Origin of the sequence: Waddlia chondrophila WSU 86-1044 (assembly GCF_000092785.1) — a bacterium.
GTDB classification, from domain to species: Bacteria; Chlamydiota; Chlamydiia; order Chlamydiales; family Waddliaceae; genus Waddlia; species Waddlia chondrophila.
The window spans coordinates 1,253,270-1,270,680 of record NC_014225.1 but is presented as its reverse complement, the minus strand read 5'-3'; the positions used below and the strand labels follow the sequence as shown (position 1 = coordinate 1,270,680).

Below are 17,411 nucleotides of genomic sequence, written 5' to 3'. Positions count from 1 at the left end.
TTGTATTATACCGTTTATTATTCGAAAATAAATTTGACATCTCCTAAAACTGCATCTTAGGGGGTGGCGGGAGCCCCCATTGCTCGGAATCTATCTCCAACTCGAGATCTAAAACAACTCCCTAAAGTGCTCCCAGGATCTAGACCCGATAAAGTACGGAAAAACCCAAAAATTGCTTGACGGAACTCATAGAAATCCGAGTAGTACGTATTATAAACCACTGTTTCTTTCATCCACTTCCACAGTCGTTCGATTGGGTTCAAGTTTGGGCTATAGGGAGGGAGAAAGTGGAGTTGAATTTTAGAATTTTTTAGATATTTTGTAACCTCCCGGTTCCGATAATATGGGGCATTATCACAGAAAACGTGTATCCGGGTTTTCCCTGAATAATGTTGTTCAAGAGACTGAAAAAAGCGGATAGTCGCATCAGCATTTAACGTTTTGTCCTCTTGAAGAAATACTTTGTAAGATAGGATATCAATGGAACCGGTCAAATTAAGTCTGGATCTACCTGTATTTGCAGGTATCAGTTTGTCTACACCTTTTTTAATCCATCCATATCCAAGTTGAACGTTGTGAGTAGGGTGAACACCGTCCGTGAAGCAAATCGTTTCATCACCAGGAAGATTTGCCTTGAATTTTGCATATGCGTCGATCCATTTCTGCTGTTCATCTTTGTCGGCTTTTCCTGGCACAAGCTTGGGTTTTTTGTAAGAAAATCCATGTCTTTTAAGCCAAGATGTCATTCCTGGTATCGAATAATGATGGCCAAATCTCACGTTCACATATGCAACAATGCTGGTAACGTGGAGATAGGTGTATTCAAGCAAGTGCTTCTCGAGTTCACTGGATTCTGAATCAGAAAGCTTTTCCATGCTGCCGCCACCTTCAGGCCGTAATTTTTTATGGCTCTGATATTCTTTGATATGATTACGAATAGCACCCTCAGAGAGTAGCAGAGCTTCGGCAATCTCCGGAAAGGTCCACCCTTTATCGTAAAGCAGTATTGCCTTAATACGATCGCAAATACGTCGATCTCTTTCGAATCGATGTTGTGCCTGAAGTTGTTCTCTTTCTTGTTTTGTGAGAAATTGCATGCTAACAGCATGCTGGGAAGTCGATTTAGCAACAAGTAAAATTTTCATTCATGAACGGTATACTCTGGATTTATACCAAATTAACTTCAAGAATCGGAATTTTTGCAAAAAATTTCCGTGAATTTGAGCCAGGAGAAGCTGGCGCTGAAGTAGATCAACCTAAATAAGTTGAGTGATGCAAGCGAATCTCAAAATCAAAGGCTAACAATGACGTCAAAAACCAATTCTTGAAGTTAATTCGGTACACATCCTCCTTCTAAAATAGCTCTGAATGGGACCCGATCCTTTCAAGGTACAAGGTTTCTTTGTCAGTGAAGTAAATAAGCAGCACATCGGATTTGATATGACACTCGCGGTGGTTAGCCCAGCTTCCCTCAAGGTTGTGGTCGCGATATTTCTCAGGCAGCTCCTTCCCTTTAATTAAAAGAGCCAAAGCTTTGTTAAGTTCGGAAATCACCGTGTGCTGGTGCCGGTATTTCTTTATTTCTTTTTTGAACTTCTTCGAGTTCTTAATCTTCAGCATTCGGATCGATACCCATAGACTTCCAGAAGTCTCTCAAAGATTCGTGGCTTTCGAGATTTTTTCCTTCTTCCGTTTCGCGTAATATTTTTTGCGTCTCTTTATTGGGAATTTTGCCTTGTGGCATCCTGTTTCTCGCTAAGGATATCAGAAACTCACTAATAGTTTTTTTCTCTTTAGCGGCCAGCATTTTGATGTACATGCGCTCATCTTCTGTGCAATCAACGCTGAGACGGACTTTGTGGCGGTTCATGTTTCGCCTCCTTGAGCTATATTTTTAATTATACTTAAAAGTGATTTTTACGTAAAGAGGTGATAACTTCTAACAAAAAATACGCAGATCTCTGCTAGAACGAGTTTCTTTGGAAGGCACTTGCAGGATTTTTGATGTCAGTATGCCTTGGCTTCCAGGATTTATCCAGGAGACATTTCAAACACTTCCAGGAGATCTATACCGAATTAACTTCAAGATTCGGTTTTTGACGTCATCGTTAGCCTTTGATTTTGAGACCCGCTTGCATCACTCAACCTATTTAGGTTGAGTTGCAACAGCTTCGGCTTCGCCTGACTCAAATTCAAGGCAACTCTTTGTCAAAATTCCAATTCTTGAAGTTGATTCGGTATAAACTCAAGATGTTTATCTAATATTATAATAATTTGAAATCATTACCTTTTTAGGATTAACTTTTTATGAAAGTAATACTTGCAATATATTTTGGTGAGAGGGGTATAATTTAAAGATTTTTTGGAAAATATCTGAACCCCTTTACTCTAAAATGAATAAAATCATTTTAATCTCTATTTCTATTCTTTTTTTCTTTTACCTTTTCTTATGTGCAAATCCCCTTGAACAAGAGATCGGTCAACTATTTATCTCCCTCTCCGAAAGACCCCTCCCTTTAGGTGGGGGATATAAGGCGAAAAATCAGGGCTTGCCTAAGAAGGCGGGTTCTGATTTTCAATATACTTTTGTATTGATTCCAAAAAGCGTACGCGTGATCGGTGCATACGATGAAAGCCACGAAGCTCAGAGGGCGAGTATACGAATTTTGAATTAATGTATTAAAATTTTTTTATTTAAATTTCTTGTTCAGCTCTCTAATCTGCGTGATGTATTTCTCAAGATTGCGGATGTGCACGTTTGTCCTATTGTGCTGATCTAAAGGTTGAGCAGGTATGCCTCCATACCTTCCGGTAGACAGTGATTTGGTTACGCCGCTTTTGGCTGCAATGATCACGCCATCCTCTAGTTTGATGTGTCCATTGATCCCGCACTGGCCTGCAATCACAACATGACTGCCGGTTTCACTCGAACCCGCAATGCCTGATTGGCCGCAGATGATGTTGTGGCGGCCTACCTTTACATTGTGGCCGATAACCACGAGGTTGTCGATTTTAGTGCCTTTTGCAATGATTGTGCTAGTGAATCTTGCCCTATCTATTGTTGAGTTTGCTCCGATTTCAACATCGTCTTCCAAAATGACATTCCCAATATGGGAAAGGCGTTCGTGCAGGCCCTGATCATTTGTCGTATATCCAAAGCCGCAGGAACCGATGACTGCACCGCTTTGTACGATGACGCGGTTGCCGATGACGCAATGTTCACGAATAACGACATTCGGATCAATACGGCAACGCTCTCCAATTGTTGTCTCTGGGCCGATAAATGCACCGGCGCCTATATAACAATCCTTTCCAATAGTCACTCCCTCGTCAATCACGGCGTGAGGGCCGATGATGGTATTAAGGCCTATTTTGGTGGTGGGGTGGATCACTGCTGATGGATGAAAAGATTCAAATCCTGTTTGTTTGATCTTGCCTTTCAAGGCCTCAATCGCTGTCTGAAATGCGCGGGAAGGATCTTCGTGAACCAGATAGTTTTTCCCTTGCGCACGCGCAATATGGGGAGCTACGAAAATCACACCTGCTTGAGAGGCATTCATCACCCCTTCATAGCGGGTATTTGTGTATTTCGGATTTGAAAGAAAAGAGGCATGATGAGGCTGAGCATTTTCCAGATCCGCATATCCAGTGATTGTATAATCCGGATCCCCGAACAGTTTGGATTCAGTCAAGAGAGAAAGCTCCCTTAAAGTAAATGCCTCTTTTCCTTTCATGGACAGCCCCTTAAGATTTTTTCGCTTCTTTTTCGAACATTTTATCCATTTCTTTAATAATATCTTGAGAAATGTCTAAGGATGCTGCATGGAAAAAGGTGCTTTCATCGTTAACGATAAGGTCTAAACCTTTTTGTTTCGCTACGATACCTGCCGCTTCGTTCACTTTTTCAGTAATTCCTTGAATGATCTTAAAGTTGGTTTGCTGCAAAATCTGCATGTATTGCTGTTGGTGCTGCTGCAGCTCGCCGCTCAGTGTGCGGAATTTGTGCTTGAGCTCAGCTTCTGCTTCATTAGATAAGCTGTCGAGGTAATCGGGATCGTTGAATTTGTTGGAAATCTCTGTCAGAGCTTTCTCTTTCTCTTCCAGAACGCTTTCCATCTGCTTTTTCAAGTCTTCGAAATTTTTCTGCTCCCGCGCTCCATACTTGGACTGTTCTACACATGTGCGGAAGGCGACTGTGCCGATGTTAGCGGCTGCAGCCTCAAGTTTGGGGGTTGATGCGCAAAATAGTAACGCGGTCAACCCAGTAATGACAAATTTTGTGAGTGTTTTCATCGAATGACTCCTTGTGTTTTGCTAAAATTTTCCGCCGACAGTAATGAAAAACTGCTTGACTTGGCTATCGTTTTTGGGGTTAAGCGGCCAACCGTAACCGACCATTAAAGGGGGAGATCCATTTCCGAAGACCTGCAATCTTGCACCCAATCCGTAAGAAGAATAAAAACGCCCAAAACTCCATTTTCTAGAGGAAAGTGCGCCGGAATCAAAAAAGACAAAGGCATCGCCGCACCCTAATATCGGCTTGCTTAACTCAAAAGAGAAAAGCTGCATGGAGATTCCCCCTTTCGGATCATCGTAATCAGGCACAGCTTGGTCTGTTTGCGTATTTTTCTCGTCGAATACCGGCCCTAGTCGGTAAGCATGATAACCTCTGACAAGGTTATCGCCTCCCAAGAAAAAGCGTTCTTCCAAAGGAATGCGTTCGATTCTTTGTCCGCTCATGGGTTGAATGAAACGAAAATCCCCTCGTGCTTTAAAGATGAGTTTATTCCATAAATTGTAATACCAGCAGTTAAGGTAGGCAAAAGAGAAAAAATGCGCATCGCCGCCTAGTCCGACGACCTCAAATTGCGCCGTGGAACGCAAGCCTTGTGTTGGGCAAATGGGATGATTGGTTGTGTTGTACTGCCAAGTATAGCCAAGAGCGGAGATCATCCCGTCGGCCGCTTCAGTTTCTTTGATCGATTGCAAAGTTGGAACGTTGCAGTCTTCATGATCTTTGTGTCCGTTCTCATCGACCGGACAGTTGCAATTTAAGTCAATATCGTTATAGGAATAGCGAATTCTATAGTGAGCGCCGACTCTCATGAAAGCGTTGCACTCATAGGTTCCATGCAGGGCAAGACCGACGCTTTTGATGCTGTAATCATCGGAAACATAGCATTTCATGCTGCGGTCAATATCAAAGCCGACACTCCAAGGAGTATCCATAAAGTAGGGTTTGGTCCAGGAAAGGGCATATTTGGAGCTTTTTGCACCGAGAGAAAGTGCAAGATGAGCAAATTCGCCGCCGCCTCGCAGACCGCAAAGGCCGTTTTCAGAGAAACATTGAAGCCCTTTGATGTTGAAGTTGCATTCGGTAACCGAGATCGAAGCGAAAATATCCTCGGCTGTGCTGAATCCGACAGAAGCACCTAAATTTCCGGTGCTTCCCTCTTCAACTTCGATGTGGACATCGCGGTAGCAACCTGGAAGGACGCTGTCTTCTGTTGATTTGACAGCATAAACATTGACGTTGTTGAAATAGCCGATGTTGCAAAGCCTTCTTTCGGTGATCTTTAATTTCTCCAAATTGAACACTTCCCCAGGGACGAGAAGTGTTTCATGCAAGATGACTTTTGTCTGTGTGCAATGGTTGCCGATCACTTTGATCAATCCGACTCTGTACTGATCGCCTTCTTCTACATGCATTGTAATCTTATAAGAACAGCCGTTGTCGTCCAGTTTTGGAATGTAATTGGCGAAAGCATCAATGTAGCCGTTCCTTCCATAATAATTTGTGATCACCTGAACGCTGTCGATCAATTTTTCAGGGGAGTAGGGAGCTCCTTTCCTTATGGGAATGCATCGCATCAGCTCTTCATCGGAATAGATCGTGTTCCCTTCAATTGTGATGTCGTCGAAATAGTAGCGCTTGCCTCTGTCGACAGTTACTGAAATGACGATCCGGTCGTCTTGCTTTGCTTCAAACACTTCCAGGTCAACTTTGGCATCTGCATAGCCCTGGTTTTGGATATAATTGAGGATTTGAAATTTGTCGTGCAGGATCATGTCGTCATTATAAATTCCTGTCCCCATCAGCCAGCTAAGAAAGAAGTTGTATCTCTTCGTCACCATCATTTGCAGTATGCACTTCTGCTCCTCTTCAGTAAAGTTGCTGAAGACGATATCTTTGATCTTTCCGGCCCGCCCTTCGCGAATGCAGATGTTGATGACGACGCTGTTCGTGTTGTCGTCATGCGCCACCGAATAATCGAGCTCCGCCTCAAAGAATCCTTTTTTGACATAAAAAGCTTTGAGGTTGTGAAAAGCTTCATTGAACTTTTGCCGGTCGTAGACAGAGCCTTCCGCAATGCCAAGCTCGCTTTTCAGCTTGCTTGTTCTCATTCTTTCATTGCCTTCCCATCTGATGCGCTGGATGGTGGGATTCGGCCAAATATTAAGCTTGATTTCGATTTTGCCCTCGTGAATCTCTACGAGAGGTTCGATTCTGTCGTAGTCCTGAACGAGCATCTTTAAATCTGCGTCGAAAGCTGCCTGCGAAAACGACTCTCCCTGTTTCGTTTTTAAACGGTTGCGAATGGTTGTCGCCAACTGCTCTTTAGAATCATCTGGTTTTCCGGAAATCTGGATTTCGATGCGCCCGACGCGCATCTCCTCAAATTGAGGAGCAAGGGCGTTTAACGTGGAGAGAGAAGTGAGGATAACGAATAGGCTGAGTCTAATAAATTTATGCATACGATTAAAAAACATAAGGTTGAAGCTGCCTATGATAAGTTGATAAAAGAATACGCGCAAGTGAAATGTCTTAGGAAAATAATGTGTAGATGGATACAATAATGCTCATGAACTACCCCAAACATCTTTTGCAGTTGATTGAGGCTTTGAAGCGGCTTCCTGGAGTTGGAAATAAAAGTGCTGAAAGATTCGCGTTTCAGATGCTTGAATGGACGCCTAAGCATCTGAAATTAACTGCCGATCTCATCAGTCAGCTTCCGGAAAAATTGAAGCATTGCGAAGAGTGCGGCTGTTTGATCGGTGATGAACAATGCGCTTTTTGTCAGCCAAAGCGGATGGAGCAGGAAATGATGTGCGTCATCGCCTCTCCTAAAGATGTCTATGCGATTGAGGAAACGCATCAATTTAAAGGGGTTTATCAAGTGCTGGGTTTCCTGATCTCGCCTTTAGAAGGAAAAGGGCCTGAACGTCTTCCATTGGAAAAGCTTAACGAAAGGATTAGACGTCTTGGGATTCGCGAGGTTGTGATCGCTTTGGATTCAACTTTGGAAGGAGACGCGACTTCCCTCTACTTAAAGAGAGAGCTGGAGCCGTTGAAGGTGAACGTTTCTCGTCTTGCCTTAGGATTGCCGATGGGAAGCTCGCTGGATTATGTCGACGGGGGCACTTTGGCGCGGGCTTTTTCCGGAAGGGCAGCTTTTTAGCGCTGGCAATTACCTCTTTCCTATTTTTTTCTAATATGTTAAAATCTATGTCCTTAATAGACTTAATTGGATCAGGATGCTCAAAGCGCGCATTACAGGTTTAGGATCTTATCAACCGGAAAAAATTCTTTCAAATCAGGATTTAGAAAAAATCGTTGATACGTCCGATGAGTGGATTTCCACTCGTACGGGGATGAAGGAAAGGCGGATCGCAGCTTCCGACGAGGCTTCCTCCGACATGGGGATAAAAGCTGCTGCTAAGGCGCTGCTTGCTGCAAAATTGCCGGCTGATCAGATTGATCTGATTTTGGTCGCAACATCGACTCCGGATCATTTAATGCCGAGTACAGCTGCCATTGTCCAATCTGCGATTGGAGCGGTTAATGCTGCGGCATTTGATTTATTAGCAGCTTGTACGGGGTTTCTTTATGGAATGTCGGCAGCAAAAGCTTACATTGAATCGGGCATGTATCGAAATGTTTTGTTAATTGCAAGCGAGAAGATCTCTTCGTTTATCGATTATCAAGATCGAACGACATGCGTGCTTTTTGGCGATGGCGCATCGGCTGCGGTGATTAGCTGTGAAGGAAGCGGGTATGCGATTGAAAATGTTTGTTTAGGGACAGACGGGTCGCTTGCCGACCTTATCATGATTCCCGGTGGAGGATCCCGTTTGCCTTTATCGGAGAAAGCGCTTCAGGAAAGGCAGCAGTATTTTAAGATGTCGGGTAAGGAAGTGTTTAAGCATGCAGTTCGAAAAATGTCTGCTGCTGCAATGGAAAGCTTGGAAAAGGCTGGGTTGAAGGAGGAGCAGATCTCTTGGCTGGTTCCTCACCAGGCGAATGCCCGAATTATCGATGCATTGGCAAAGAAGTTCCAAATGCCTTTGGAAAGGGTTGGGAAAACTGTCCATAAGTATGGAAACACTTCAGCTCCAAGTGTTGCAATGACTTTAGATGAACTGATCGTAGAAAACGAAATTCGTGATGGAGAGCATTTGCTCTTGGTCGCTTTTGGGGCAGGGTTGACTTGGGGGGCGTCTGTGATCACGAAAATGGGAGGTGATCGATGAAAAATATCGCATTTCTTTTTCCCGGACAGGGGGCTCAATATCCCGGGATGGGGAAAGACTTTTACGAAAGTTATCAAACGGCTCGTGCGGTTTTTGAAGAGGCAAATGAGCGTTTGAATAGGGATCTGGCATCGATTATCCTGAATGGACCGGAAGAAACACTTACCGAAACAAGAAACAGTCAAGTTGGAATTTACGTTGTGAGCATTGCGATCTTGCGTGTTCTTTCCGAGCTGTTTCCTGAAATGGAGCCTAGTATTTGCGCCGGATTGAGTTTAGGGGAGTATACAGCCGCGACATCGGCGGGCTACCTTTCTTTCGATGACGGCTTGCCGCTTGTGCAAGCCCGCGGCCAGTTCATGAATGAGGCTTGCGAATCGACGCAAGGGGCGATGGCTGTGATTCTAGGATTGTCTCCTGCGCAAGTGGAACAGATCGTTAAGTCTGTGAACTTGCCTAATGATTTATGGGCGGCTAATTTTAATTGCCCCGGTCAGGTGGTTGTTTCCGGGACCCGAAAGGGGATCGATGCAGCGGCAATTGCTGCGAAGTCGATGGGAGCGAAACGGGTGCTTCCCTTGCAGGTGCATGGAGCGTTTCATAGCGGGTTGATGCTGGATGCACAGAAACGTTTGGCTGAATATGTTAATGGAACAGCATTTGGAGAGCCGAAAGCAGAGCTCGTCATGAATGTAACGGGTGAAATTGTTGAAGAAGCAAGCGTTGTCCGCGATTTGTTGATTTCTCAGGTTTCGAGTCCAGTTAAATGGCAGCAAGGGATTGAAACGATCGAGAAGCGGGGAATAGACCTCTATGTAGAAATGGGACCTGGAAAAGCTTTGGCCGGTTTTAATAAAAGAATCGGAGTTCAGGCGCCAACAATCAGTGTTGAAAAAATTGAAGAGATTAAACAGTTGGAAGAGGCGTTGAGATGCGGCAACTTTTAAAAGATCAGACGGCAATTGTCACAGGAGGAAGTGCAGGGATAGGACGAGCGATTACCCGAACTTTTGTTGAGCACGGAGCAACAATTGCGATTTTTGGCACCCATGCAGAAAGGGGAAAAAGCGTTGCAGAGGAGATCAATGCCCAAGCGGGTGGGGAAGCTGTGCACTTTTTTCAGGTGGACGTGTCTGATAAAAACCGTGTGGGGCAGGCGGTTAACGAGGTTCTGTCTCTTTTTGGCAAGGTGGATATCCTTGTGAATAATGCAGGGATTACACGGGATCAGTTGCTGATGAAAATGACTGAAGATGATTGGGACGAGGTCATGGCGGTTAATGTGAAATCTTGTTACAATACCTGCCAAGCTCTTGTTAGGCAGATGATGAAAGCCAGACGTGGAAAAATGATCAATATGAGCTCAGTTGTTGGTCTAACAGGAAATGCAGGGCAAGCGAATTATGCCGCTTCGAAGTCGGCAATCATTGGATTTTCCAAAGCGTTGGCAAAGGAGCTGGCTCCGAGAAATATTTGCGTAAACTGCGTTGCTCCCGGATTTATAGACACAAGAATGACAGAGGCTTTAGGCGACCAGCAAAAACAGGCAATTTTGTCGCAAATTCCTTTTGGAAAAATGGGAAGCGTTGAAGATGTTGCCAATGCCGTACTATTTTTAGCGAGTTCGTTATCGGACTACATTACAGGTCAAGTGATTACAGTTGACGGTGGAATGATTTTATAACCTTTTTAATCGAGGATATCTAAATGGCTACAGAACAAGAAGTGATCGATATTGTTGTCGAGCAACTAGGTGTAGATAAAGGAGATGTTTCTCTTGAGAAGTCTTTTGTCGAAGACCTCAATGCGGATTCTCTAGATCTTACAGAGTTGATCATGACTTTTGAAGAGCGCTTTGGTATTGAGATCTCCGAAGAAGAAGCTGAAAAGCTAAAAACTGTTGGAGATGTCGTTAATTATTTGGAAAAAACCAAATCGTAAATGAATATGGGCGGCATGCCTTAAAGCGTGTCGTCTATTTTTCCATGATAGCAACGGCTGTTGCATATTTCTTTGAATGACTAATTGAAATATGGATGATCGGATCGGAGAAATGCGATCTGACTTCCGGTGAAAGATACACTTGGGGTTTCCCCTGATTGTTATTCAAGATTTCGATATCAGTCCATGAGACCGCTTTCCGTATCCCTGTTCCAAGAGCTTTGACTATCGCTTCTTTTGCAGCGAATCTTCCTGCGTAGTGTTGGACGGGATTCTTATATTTTAAACAGTACTCTTGTTCTGATTTGCTCAAAATTCTGTCTAAAAATTTTTGACCGTATCGATTAAAAACTTTTTCGATACGGTCAATTTCGATGATGTCGGTTCCAAGACCTTTTATCATTGCTTTATAGGGCGAAGTATTTTTTAGCCGACGAGTCGTCTTTATCCGGGATCGCCATTCTTTCTTCGGCGTATCCTTCTTCATCTTCAAAAGCATTGCAAAAGATCATCCTTCCAGAAGAGGTATGTTTAACGGATAGGACTTGGGCTTTAATCATTTCTCCAATGAATTCAGCTCCGCCGTTGATGACGACCATGGTGCCGTCTTCAAGATATCCAACACCCTGGCGAGCTTCTTTACCATAGCGCTGCACTTTGATCGAGATGAACTCTCCTGTTTGTGTCAGAGGCTTCAATGCTTTGGCAAGGTTGTGCATATTGATGATTCGGATCCCTTCAACGCTGGATTGTTCGATTTGGTTGGCTTCTGCTGTCAACATGTAGGCATCGAGCAGCCTGGCCAGGCGTACAAGTTTGCCTTGGATCTCTTTGATTTCCGGAAAGTCAGTTTCTACTGTTTTTAAATGCAGCTCTGGAAGCTCTTCCAATTTTTTGATCACTTCCAGCGCGCGCCGGGCTTTGACATTTGCCGGATCTTGTTGAGATTCGGCTTTTTCATAGATTTTTTTAAGAATAAAGCGGGGAAGGATCAAATGGTTGTCGAGCAATCCGGCCGCTGCCAAGTCGATTAAACGCGTATCGCATAGAGCAGTAAAGTCCAGGATGTAATCTTTTTTCCTTTGCGCGGAGGGTTTGAATTTGATAAATGGAATGCTTGCGTGGATTTCTTCGGAAGCTTTCGCCGTGAAGGTTATTCCAAAATAGACGCAAAACAGGAAGATGCCAGCTTTGGTTAAGGCAATCGTCTCAGGCCAAACCGTTAATGCTGCAAGATCGATCACAGCTGTTAAGATAAGGGTGATCGATTGTCCAAGCAGGTAGCCGAATAAAAGTCCCAGAGTCAAAACGTTCATCTGTTTTAGCGAGACCCGTTTGAACACAATGTCCGATGCAAAAACAAGCATGCTGAACAAGGCTCCTCCGGCTACGCCAATGACAGCGCTGTAGAGGGTAAATCCATAAGAAAAGGTTGTTGCGGTAAATAGTGTAAAGAAAAGTACCGACAAAAAAGAAAAAATTAATTTAAAAAATATTGTACATGCATTCATCATTCTTATTCCCAAATTTTGAGTTTATACCGATCATCTTTCAAAATTAAATATTTATATAATAATGGACGTTTTTTGTCTACCTTTGGTACAATCTTCTTTATTTTAACTCAGGATAGGTTCATATGCCAACTTTTAAACATAAAACTTTAATTATTTTTGCCGGCGTGACATGGTTTGTGGTCGGCATCTTCCTGTTGCAATTGGGGCTGCGTTTATTGACAGGCCTTCTTTTGCCGGAAGCGAGTTTCAGCTCGATGTTTGCATTTTTGTCAAATGCGTTAGGCAGCCATGAGAACAGTGTGATTGCGTTGATTCTGGCAGGCTTGGTCATCGGCTTTTATAAAGGAAGGTTTATTTTTGCTAAATCTGTTAAACGCGTTGTCGACAGAATCCGAAAATTTGAGGAGCCGACATCAATTGCTAAGATGTACAGCCTTCCCTATTATCTATTGCTTTTGTCGATGATCGGTTTGGGAATGGCGATCAAATTTTTCCAGGTTCCTATGGATGTGCGAGGAGCTATTGATGTGGCGATCGGCGCTGCTTTGATCAACGGTTCGATGTTGTACTTTCGTCAAGCCCGATGATAATTCGAGCCTTTTTCGATTTCAAGGGCTCGATAAATCTGCTCTATCAAAATCAGGCGTGTCATTTGGTGGGTAAAAGTAAGAGGGGAGAGGCTTAATTGAGGACCTTTTCCCTTTAGCTCTTTTGGAATTCCATCCGATCCGCCGATGATCAATGTCAACTTTGAACCTCCGCACTCTAATTGATCGACGAGGAATTCGGAAAATTGTTCGCTTGTCATCAATTTTCCGTTCGGATCTAAAAGGACTAGGTGTTTTTCTTTCGCGGAAAGAGCTTTTAGCTGTTCGTCGTGTTTTGCCCAAATGCATTCAAATTTTACAGTGGAGCAAAGCCGCTTCTCATATTCGTTAACAGCGTCTGTCAGCCACTGTTCTTTTGTCTTGCCTACTGAAAAAATTTTAATGTGATACATCGCGCTTCATCGCTTGCTGCATGCGCCGTTTTTCATCTTTTTCTTTTAGCGATTTCCTTTTATCCAAGCCTGTTTTACCTTTCGCTGCAGCGAGGCTGACTTTAATTTTTCCGTTCTTCAAATAGAGTGCAAGAGGGACGATTGTAAGCCCTTTTTCCTGGGTGGCGGCTTTCAGGCGCTGAATCTCTTTTTTGTGCATGAGGAGCTTGCGTTCTCTGGTCTCTTCATGGTTGTGAATATTGCCGTATTTCCATGGGGCAATATGGCATTTAAGCAGCCAAAGTTCTCCCCCTTTGACGCGAATGTAGGCTTCTTGCAGCGATCCGCCGTTATCTCTTAAAGATTTGACCTCTGTTCCGGTCAGTGCGATGCCGGCTTCATAGGTGTCGAGAATCTCGTAGCTGTGACGTGCTTTGCGGTTTGAGACAAGTTCTGAAGATGACGATTTTTTTCCCATGGCAAACATCATAGACAATACATGGATAAAAACCTAGTGCTTTGTGTAAAAATTTTATTTCAAAAACTTTTTACACAAAGCACTAGCCCTACACTTGACTTTCAGATTTTCAATCAGGTAATCTTTTTCCCTGAAGCGATCAAAAAAGGGATCCTAATTTATGAAGTTCGTTATTTCCACTCAAGAGTTCAATTATCTGATCAGCAAATGCCAGCACGTTGTGCCTCCAAATCCGACGATGCCGGTTTTATCGAACATTCTCATTGAAGCAAAAAACGGCGAGTTGATTCTCACAGCAACGGATTTGACTGTCGGCGTGCGTTGTTTCACAGAGGCGAAAGTGTTAGAGGAAGGATCGACGACTCTTCCGGTAAAAAAACTGGCTTCTTTGATTCGAGAGTTGACTTCTATGAATGTTGAAGTGACAACGAGTGAAAATCATGTGACCGAAATTATTTCGGACACTTCTAAATTTAAGCTGAATGGGATGGCTGGCGGCAATTATCCCGAACTTCCTTCTTTTGCAGATGCGACTCCTATAAAATTGACCCAGCAACAGCTTAAAGAGATGTTTTTCCGCACCTCTTTCGCAGTGTCAAAAGATGACACCCGGTATGCATTGACTGGAGTTTTTCTTCATATTGAGAATGGAAGAGCATGTTTTGTCGGAACAGACGGAAAGCGGTTGGCCAGGACTCGCTTAGATTTGGAAATCGATCCTTCATTCAGCGGGGGGTATATCGTTCCAATTAAAGCTGTTGATGAGATCCTCAAGAACTTGAAAGAAGAAGGCGATGCAACTTTGTATCTTCTAAACGATAAAATTGCGGTGGAGACGGAAAACAGCCTTCATGTTACAAAACTTTTATCCGGAGACTATCCCGATGTCAACCGTGTCATTCCCGACCGGTCAGGGCAGTCTTTAACGCTTCATCGCGAAGAGCTGCTGACTCTTTTACGCCAGGTGTCTCTTTTTACTGCTGAAGGGTATCATTCCGTACGCTTTTCCTTTGGAAACGGAGAAGTCAAACTGTCTGCCAACACGAAAGATGTTGGAGAAGGTAATGTTTCCATGCCGGTGAATTATCATGCTGATCAGATCGATATTGCTTTCGATCCAACGTTTTTCATGGATATCTTGAAGCATACTCGAGGAGAGCGGGTGACATTGGGAGTGACTGATTCGTTTAACCCTGGCGTTATCACGGATACTGAGGAAGGAACAGAGGACTCGCCTCTGTTTGTTTTGATGCCCATGCGTTTGAGCGAGAATGCAGGTTAACCTGCATTTTTCGCAAAGGCTTGAGGTAAGTTGGGCAAGATATTGTGCCAGATTTGTTCTCAAATGCCTGAGAACATTGTCAAGTCGACAAGGCGAAGGCATTTGGGAACAAAAATGGTGTGATAAATTGTTCAAATTGGCCGAGGATTTATGAGAAATGCAGGTTAAAGCGCTCCTTTTGCGCAATTTTCGATCGTATGAAAAAGCGCAGTTTACCTTCGGCCCTCAAAATAATTTAATCATAGGCCCTAATGCACGCGGAAAGACCACAATATTAGAAGCCATTTACCTTCTTATTACCGGTCGGTCTTTTCGCTCTAGAAATCTCGATGAGATGGTGCGTGAAGGTGAGAGCGGATTTTATGTCGAGGCGCTTTACGAAAATCAAGAGATCGATCATTCGATTCGATTTATTTACGAAAAGCGGCAAAGGCAGATTTATACCAACCGCCATCCTTGCCGGTCTCTTTCCGACCTCATCGGACAGCTTCAGGGAGCGTTGATGCTTCCTGATGATGTTCAGTTGGTCAAAGGCGCTCCCAGCCGACGCAGGGAGTTTCTCGATTTGCAGCTTGCGCAAATGAACCCGCTCTACGTTCATCATTTGACCCGTTATAGTCGTGCCATGCAGCAACGCAATACGTTGCTGAAAGCTCAAAATGAGCAGGCAATCGATCTTTTTGAGAAAGAGATGGCAGCTTCTGGTGCCTACCTCATTGCAGAGAGAAAAAGGATTGTCGATCTGTTGGCGCAAGACTGCGCGCGCGTTCAAGATAGACTTTCTTTAGGCAAGGAAACGGTGTCTTTAGATTATCTTGCGAAACACAGCCCGGAAAACCTTTCTGAGCAATATGAAAAAATGAGAAAAAGGGAGATGAAGATGGGATTTTCGTTAATTGGCCCGCATCTTGATGATCTTACACTTAAATTGGGAGATCGGGAAGCGCGGCTTTTTGCGAGCGAAGGGCAGAAAAAAAGTTTGACGACAGCATTAAAGTTTGCAGAGTGGATTCAGTTAAACACTCATTCGGATTCCGTACCGCTTATGTTGATTGATGATGTCGGAGTGAGCTTGGATGGAGGAAGGCGGGAGCGGCTGATCTCTCTTTTAGACACCTTTTCTCAAGTGTTTGTGACGAGCACAGAGCCTTTGAATTTTCATTCGGATGCAAGGGAAACAAACCATATCACCCTTTAATCCATGCTCATGCGGCCGAAAGGAGTGATGGTGAAACACTCTTTGCCTGCATGTGTTCCTGTTGCGACAAATCCCGCTGCAAACAATGTTTGGAAAATGTATTGGTGAATCGTCTTGATGTCTTCTTCAGAATAGGCTGGAAGTTCATACTTCCAGCGTTTCCCTTTTTTTACTAACGTGACGGGGTTGTTGTTTCCGATCGGTGCGCAGCATCCCTTGAGAAAATCATCAAAATAGATCCATCCTTTATTCATCAGGCGCTTGAGGCAGGTTTCAATTTCCCTCAAATCTCTATTGATATAAGTTCCAGGAACTGGAGCTCCCTGATGCACTCCGTAGCGATAAATAGTGATGGCTTGCTCTTGCAGATGTTTTTTCAGCCAATCTTCGGAAAGATCTTTAGAAACAATCTGATGGTCGGCAATCTCTACCAATTTTAGTTCTATCAATATTTTTAAAAGCAGCCGGGCATATTGTGGAGTGATTGAGCGTCCAAGGATATGGCGTGCTGTTTCTTGCGGCAAGGTCCATTCGCCGTTTTCTTCATGTATAGGGATTGGAGAGTTCAAAGCCGTTGAAGTGATTGCTGATGTGTCCATGACAAAGCCGAAATCGTGGGGGTGTGTCCGTTCAATTTCCAGAAGGTGATTAATGGGCTGAGGCTGATTTTTTCTCCGCTCGCGCAGAAGCTGCCTCCACTCATAAAAAGGGGTAATCACCTCCACCCAATGATCATCGGATTCATTGTAGCTAAGGCAGCAGATAAGATTGAATTCCAAAAGAAGCATATGCTCTTCAAACTGTTCTCGGGTCAGACTATATTTTTCGATCACTTCGCTGACACGAATTTTATAATCTGTGTGGCTGTAGACATCATTCATGATCGCATTCAGGATGGGGTCGTCAAATGAGATTTCATCGAGATAACGTTGATAAATTTTTGGTGTGATCAAGAATTTTTCAATAATAGAGCCGAAAATATCATCGGAAGTGCGGGGAATCGAATACCAAATGGGAAGGACATGGATGGGGACTTTGCTTAAGAAGCCTTTGACAAATTCCATATCAGCTCTGAAATCGTTGTCAAATTTAGGAATCTGCGATTCGTAGTATTTTCGCATCTCCTTGCTGATGTTGATCCGATCGCCATTTATTTGAAAGAGCTTCAGCTTCTTCAGCTTCTCCAGCGCAGGCAAAACGTCTTCTTCAGTTGCATCAACAGACTCGGCAATTTGAGAAATTGTTGTATTTAATGACCCGTGGACGATTTCCGTTAGGGTATTAACCTCAAAAACAGACAGATCCGACATCAATTTTCGGCATTCGATGTCTTTTTCATAATTGTAGTCAGAAAGGTTTATCTTGTTCTTTTTTAAAGAATTTACTAGCATATCCTGACCATAATAGAATTCCTTTTCTTACCAGCATTATTTTAACAGTTTCTTAATATGAAATCAAGAATTACTCTCTTTTTTTAAATTAATATT

The 17,411-nt window shown here is 43.5% G+C and carries 19 protein-coding genes and 1 pseudogene; 9 read left to right on the top strand and 11 right to left on the bottom strand.

Annotation, left to right across the window (positions count from 1 at the left end):
* Positions 1-56: 56 nt before the first annotated feature.
* The 3 genes from WCW_RS05780 to WCW_RS05770 all read right to left on the bottom strand — a co-directional run bounded on the left by WCW_RS05780 (position 57) and on the right by WCW_RS05770 (position 1,870).
* The gene (locus WCW_RS05780; protein WP_013181751.1) at positions 57-1,145 is read right to left on the bottom strand and encodes an IS630 family transposase; all 1,089 of its coding nucleotides are present in this window, start codon (positions 1,143-1,145) and stop codon (positions 57-59) included.
* A 208-nt stretch (positions 1,146-1,353) separates the two neighbouring features.
* Entirely contained in the window at positions 1,354-1,620 is a 267-nt protein-coding gene (locus WCW_RS05775) for a type II toxin-antitoxin system YafQ family toxin (protein ID WP_013182266.1), read from the bottom strand.
* Complete coding sequence (locus WCW_RS05770; RefSeq protein ID WP_013182265.1) at positions 1,607-1,870, bottom strand: plasmid mobilization protein; 264 nt, start codon at positions 1,868-1,870, stop codon at positions 1,607-1,609. Before WCW_RS05770 ends, WCW_RS05775 begins: the two co-directional genes overlap by 14 nt.
* Positions 1,871-1,949: 79 nt before the next feature.
* Between WCW_RS05770 and WCW_RS10430 the strand changes: the two are divergent.
* A pseudogene (locus WCW_RS10430) lies at positions 1,950-2,069 on the top strand (IS1 family transposase); the annotation flags it as partial.
* A gap of 621 nt (positions 2,070-2,690) precedes the next feature.
* Here WCW_RS10430 and lpxD read toward each other — a convergent pair.
* The 3 genes from lpxD to bamA are packed head-to-tail and all read right to left on the bottom strand — an operon-like array spanning position 2,691 to position 6,771.
* Entirely contained in the window at positions 2,691-3,734 is a 1,044-nt protein-coding gene (gene lpxD, locus WCW_RS05760; protein ID WP_013182263.1) for a UDP-3-O-(3-hydroxymyristoyl)glucosamine N-acyltransferase, read from the bottom strand.
* A gap of 10 nt (positions 3,735-3,744) precedes the next feature.
* The gene (locus WCW_RS05755) at positions 3,745-4,293 is read right to left on the bottom strand and encodes an OmpH/Skp family outer membrane protein (RefSeq protein WP_013182262.1); all 549 of its coding nucleotides are present in this window, start codon (positions 4,291-4,293) and stop codon (positions 3,745-3,747) included.
* Positions 4,294-4,314: 21 nt separating this feature from the next.
* Positions 4,315-6,771: an outer membrane protein assembly factor BamA gene (gene bamA, locus WCW_RS05750; protein WP_013182261.1), complete on the bottom strand. Its 2,457-nt coding sequence runs from the start codon at positions 6,769-6,771 to the stop codon at positions 4,315-4,317.
* Positions 6,772-6,845: 74 nt separating this feature from the next.
* Between bamA and recR the strand changes: the two genes are divergently transcribed.
* The 5 genes from recR (at position 6,846) to acpP (ending at position 10,473) form a co-directional block, all read left to right on the top strand.
* Positions 6,846-7,460: a recombination mediator RecR gene (recR, locus tag WCW_RS05745; RefSeq protein WP_013182260.1), complete on the top strand. Its 615-nt coding sequence runs from the start codon at positions 6,846-6,848 to the stop codon at positions 7,458-7,460.
* 76 nt (positions 7,461-7,536) lie between these two features.
* Positions 7,537-8,532 (top strand): beta-ketoacyl-ACP synthase III, encoded by a 996-nt coding sequence (locus WCW_RS05740; protein WP_013182259.1) that lies wholly within the window; start codon positions 7,537-7,539, stop codon positions 8,530-8,532.
* Positions 8,529-9,479: an ACP S-malonyltransferase gene (gene fabD, locus WCW_RS05735; RefSeq protein ID WP_013182258.1), complete on the top strand. Its 951-nt coding sequence runs from the start codon at positions 8,529-8,531 to the stop codon at positions 9,477-9,479. The genes WCW_RS05740 and fabD overlap by 4 nt, the downstream gene beginning before the upstream one ends.
* Positions 9,464-10,216, top strand: a complete 753-nt coding sequence (fabG, locus tag WCW_RS05730; protein WP_013182257.1) for a 3-oxoacyl-ACP reductase FabG — start codon at positions 9,464-9,466, stop codon at positions 10,214-10,216. The genes fabD and fabG overlap by 16 nt, the downstream gene beginning before the upstream one ends.
* Positions 10,217-10,239: 23 nt before the next feature.
* A complete protein-coding gene (gene acpP / locus WCW_RS05725; protein WP_013182256.1) occupies positions 10,240-10,473 on the top strand; it encodes an acyl carrier protein in 234 nt (77 codons plus the stop codon).
* A gap of 34 nt (positions 10,474-10,507) precedes the next feature.
* Here acpP and acpS read toward each other — a convergent pair whose 3' ends face one another.
* On the bottom strand, positions 10,508-10,876 hold the full coding sequence (gene acpS, locus WCW_RS05720) for a holo-ACP synthase (protein ID WP_013182255.1): 369 nt from the start codon (positions 10,874-10,876) through the stop codon (positions 10,508-10,510).
* 4 nt (positions 10,877-10,880) lie between these two features.
* Positions 10,881-11,987 (bottom strand): PIN/TRAM domain-containing protein, encoded by a 1,107-nt coding sequence (locus WCW_RS05715; protein WP_013182254.1) that lies wholly within the window; start codon positions 11,985-11,987, stop codon positions 10,881-10,883.
* Positions 11,988-12,109: 122 nt separating this feature from the next.
* Between WCW_RS05715 and WCW_RS05710 the strand changes: the two genes are divergently transcribed.
* Complete coding sequence (locus WCW_RS05710; RefSeq protein ID WP_013182253.1) at positions 12,110-12,574, top strand: hypothetical protein; 465 nt, start codon at positions 12,110-12,112, stop codon at positions 12,572-12,574.
* Here the strand turns inward: WCW_RS05710 and WCW_RS05705 are convergent.
* Both WCW_RS05705 and smpB read right to left on the bottom strand, forming a co-directional pair.
* Complete coding sequence (locus WCW_RS05705) at positions 12,562-12,987, bottom strand: 23S rRNA (pseudouridine(1915)-N(3))-methyltransferase RlmH (RefSeq protein WP_013182252.1); 426 nt, start codon at positions 12,985-12,987, stop codon at positions 12,562-12,564. The two genes, WCW_RS05710 and WCW_RS05705, sit on opposite strands and share 13 nt — an antisense overlap.
* Entirely contained in the window at positions 12,974-13,444 is a 471-nt protein-coding gene (gene smpB / locus WCW_RS05700; RefSeq protein ID WP_041941551.1) for an SsrA-binding protein SmpB, read from the bottom strand. The genes WCW_RS05705 and smpB overlap by 14 nt, the downstream gene beginning before the upstream one ends.
* Before the next feature lie 160 nt (positions 13,445-13,604).
* On the opposite strand from smpB, the gene dnaN reads away from it, so the two are divergent.
* Positions 13,605-14,726 (top strand): DNA polymerase III subunit beta, encoded by a 1,122-nt coding sequence (dnaN, locus tag WCW_RS05695; RefSeq protein WP_013182250.1) that lies wholly within the window; start codon positions 13,605-13,607, stop codon positions 14,724-14,726.
* Between the two features lie 157 nt (positions 14,727-14,883).
* Complete coding sequence (recF, locus tag WCW_RS05690) at positions 14,884-15,924, top strand: DNA replication/repair protein RecF (RefSeq protein ID WP_013182249.1); 1,041 nt, start codon at positions 14,884-14,886, stop codon at positions 15,922-15,924.
* Here recF and WCW_RS05685 read toward each other — a convergent pair.
* The gene (locus WCW_RS05685) at positions 15,921-17,315 is read right to left on the bottom strand and encodes a hypothetical protein (protein WP_013182248.1); all 1,395 of its coding nucleotides are present in this window, start codon (positions 17,313-17,315) and stop codon (positions 15,921-15,923) included. The genes recF and WCW_RS05685 overlap by 4 nt on opposite strands.
* Positions 17,316-17,411: the final 96 nt, after the last annotated feature.

Coding starts and splice junctions, on each gene's coding strand:
- WCW_RS05775 (WP_013182266.1), bottom strand. CDS start 1,620: ATGCTGAAGATTAAGAACTCGAAGAAGTTCAAAAAAGAAATAAAGAAA.
- WCW_RS05740 (WP_013182259.1), top strand. CDS start 7,537: ATGCTCAAAGCGCGCATTACAGGTTTAGGATCTTATCAACCGGAAAAA.
- bamA (WP_013182261.1), bottom strand. CDS start 6,771: ATGTTTTTTAATCGTATGCATAAATTTATTAGACTCAGCCTATTCGTT.
- WCW_RS05770 (WP_013182265.1), bottom strand. CDS start 1,870: ATGAACCGCCACAAAGTCCGTCTCAGCGTTGATTGCACAGAAGATGAG.
- recF (WP_013182249.1), top strand. CDS start 14,884: ATGCAGGTTAAAGCGCTCCTTTTGCGCAATTTTCGATCGTATGAAAAA.
- WCW_RS05705 (WP_013182252.1), bottom strand. CDS start 12,987: ATGTATCACATTAAAATTTTTTCAGTAGGCAAGACAAAAGAACAGTGG.
- dnaN (WP_013182250.1), top strand. CDS start 13,605: ATGAAGTTCGTTATTTCCACTCAAGAGTTCAATTATCTGATCAGCAAA.
- WCW_RS05685 (WP_013182248.1), bottom strand. CDS start 17,315: ATGCTAGTAAATTCTTTAAAAAAGAACAAGATAAACCTTTCTGACTAC.
- WCW_RS05710 (WP_013182253.1), top strand. CDS start 12,110: ATGCCAACTTTTAAACATAAAACTTTAATTATTTTTGCCGGCGTGACA.
- smpB (WP_041941551.1), bottom strand. CDS start 13,444: ATGGGAAAAAAATCGTCATCTTCAGAACTTGTCTCAAACCGCAAAGCA.
- lpxD (WP_013182263.1), bottom strand. CDS start 3,734: ATGAAAGGAAAAGAGGCATTTACTTTAAGGGAGCTTTCTCTCTTGACT.
- fabD (WP_013182258.1), top strand. CDS start 8,529: ATGAAAAATATCGCATTTCTTTTTCCCGGACAGGGGGCTCAATATCCC.
- acpP (WP_013182256.1), top strand. CDS start 10,240: ATGGCTACAGAACAAGAAGTGATCGATATTGTTGTCGAGCAACTAGGT.
- fabG (WP_013182257.1), top strand. CDS start 9,464: ATGCGGCAACTTTTAAAAGATCAGACGGCAATTGTCACAGGAGGAAGT.
- WCW_RS05780 (WP_013181751.1), bottom strand. CDS start 1,145: ATGAAAATTTTACTTGTTGCTAAATCGACTTCCCAGCATGCTGTTAGC.
- recR (WP_013182260.1), top strand. CDS start 6,846: ATGGATACAATAATGCTCATGAACTACCCCAAACATCTTTTGCAGTTG.
- WCW_RS05715 (WP_013182254.1), bottom strand. CDS start 11,987: ATGATGAATGCATGTACAATATTTTTTAAATTAATTTTTTCTTTTTTG.
- WCW_RS05755 (WP_013182262.1), bottom strand. CDS start 4,293: ATGAAAACACTCACAAAATTTGTCATTACTGGGTTGACCGCGTTACTA.
- acpS (WP_013182255.1), bottom strand. CDS start 10,876: ATGATAAAAGGTCTTGGAACCGACATCATCGAAATTGACCGTATCGAA.